Below are 1787 nucleotides of genomic sequence, written 5' to 3'. Positions count from 1 at the left end.
ACAGCCTCCGGTGGCGGTCCCGGCTGGCCGTCGACCTCGGGGGCAGCTTCGGCAGTCGGCGGTTTTTTTTCGCGCAGATCCTCTTGGCGCGGCCTGTGGTCACGCGGCGCTTGCTGTCGCGGCTTCAAGGCACCGCGCGGTTTGATGCCGTCGGCCTGTTTCAATTTGGGTTTCGCCTCGGACATACGCTCCGACAACGACCTCAAAATCAAAAGGTTTCACGACGACAGCCGATATCAATGCGCAGTGCCGTAGCCGGCTCCAAAAACCTTTTCGCCGCCGATCCAGACGCCCTTCGGGTCGAGATCGTCCGACAGCGCGACAATATCCGCAGCCGTGCCGTTGGCGAATCGGCCAAGCCGGTGCGACTGGCCGATTGCTTGCGCCGGATAGAGCGAAGCCATGCGCAAGGCCTCGGAAAGCTCGACCCCGATGACGCGGTGGGTGAAACGAATGGCCGAGATCATGTCGAGATCGGCGCCCGCCAGCGTTCCGTCGCCGAGCCGCAGGCTGCCATGCCTGCGATAGACGGTACGGCCGTTGAGCGTGAACGACGTCATGTCGGTGCCGATTGTCGCCATGGCGTCGGTGACCAGAACGATCCTGGCCGGCCCCTGCTTGGCGCGCAGTGCGATCTTGATGGTGGCCGGATCGACATGGATGCCGTCGGCGATGAGACCGGCCGACAAGGCGCCGATGTCGATGGCGGCGCCCGCCAGGCCAGGCTCGCGATTGCCGATCTGGCTCATCGCATTGAACAGGTGGGTAACCATCGAGGCGCCCGCCGCGGCAAAGGCGCTGGCGGTGGCGTAGCCGGTGTCGGAATGGCCAAGGCTGACGATGACGCCGGCCTTAGTCAGCGCCGCGACGCGAGCCGGCTCGACGGATTCGGGCGCGATGGTGGTCAGCAGCACCGGCAGCTTTTGCCGCGCCGCGATCAGCATCGCCTGGTCGGCATCCGTCATCGGCCGGATCAGCGCCGGATCATGCGCGCCCTTGCGGGCGACCGACAAATGCGGGCCTTCGAGATGCAGCCCGAGAAAGCCAGGCACCTTCTGGCGCGCCGCCGCCTCGCCGGCGGCGACAGCGGCGGCCGTGATTGCAGGCGTGTCGGTGATCAGCGTCGGCAGCAGCGCCGTCGTGCCGAAGGGCGCGTGGGCGCGGCAGATGGTCTCGATGGAAGCGACATCGGGATGGTCGTTGAGCATGACGCCGCCGCCGCCATTGACCTGCAGGTCCACGAAGCCCGGCACCAGCAGGCCGTCACCGGCGTCGACGAGGGCGATGTCCGAGGGGACGGCGCCCGTGGGCAAAATGGCCTCGACGAGACCGTCGCGCACGACCAGCGCGTGGCCTTCATGCCAATCGTCGCCGTCGAAAATCCGGGCGCCAGTCAGGGCAAAGCGATTGCTCATACGGTCTCCGTCACCTTGCGAAGATTGCGCGGCGTGTCCGGGTCGAGACCGCGATGGCGGGCAAACGCCTCGACGAACATGTAGAAGGAGACGATCAGCGTCAGCGGATCGGTCAGTGGATGGCCTGTGGCGACATGCGGCAGGCGCACGGCGCGTTGGGCAAGTGCCGAGGTGACGAACACCGGCGCGCCCTTGGCCGCCAGGCTGTCGGCGGCCTCGGCAATCGACGGTTCGGACGCGTCGCGCGCGGCCAGCGCCAGCACCGGAAAATCAGGGCCGACCAGCGCCAGCGGGCCGTGCATGACCTCGGCGGCGCTGTAGGCTTCCGCATGCATGCCGCAGGTCTCCTTGAATTTCAGCGCAGCCTCATTG

Annotated in this window: 2 protein-coding genes; both read right to left on the bottom strand. The window is 66.9% G+C overall.

Annotated features, from left to right (window positions below):
* Positions 1 to 236: 236 nt before the first annotated feature.
* Positions 237 to 1415 carry an N-acetylglucosamine-6-phosphate deacetylase gene (gene nagA, locus ENZ74_RS30975; protein WP_063169681.1) on the bottom strand — a complete coding sequence of 393 codons (1179 nt, stop codon included), beginning with the start codon at positions 1413 to 1415 and terminating at the stop codon, positions 237 to 239.
* Positions 1412 to 1787 (bottom strand): SIS domain-containing protein (locus ENZ74_RS30970; RefSeq protein WP_127313265.1); only part of this gene is annotated, 376 nt, incomplete at its 5' end. The genes nagA and ENZ74_RS30970, both read right to left, overlap by 4 nt.

Source organism: Mesorhizobium sp. M7A.F.Ca.CA.002.15.2.1 (assembly GCF_003998715.1).
GTDB lineage: Bacteria > Pseudomonadota > Alphaproteobacteria > Rhizobiales > Rhizobiaceae > Mesorhizobium > Mesorhizobium ciceri.
The sequence above is the reverse complement of the archived record's forward strand: the minus strand, read 5'-3'. Positions and strand labels throughout refer to the sequence as shown.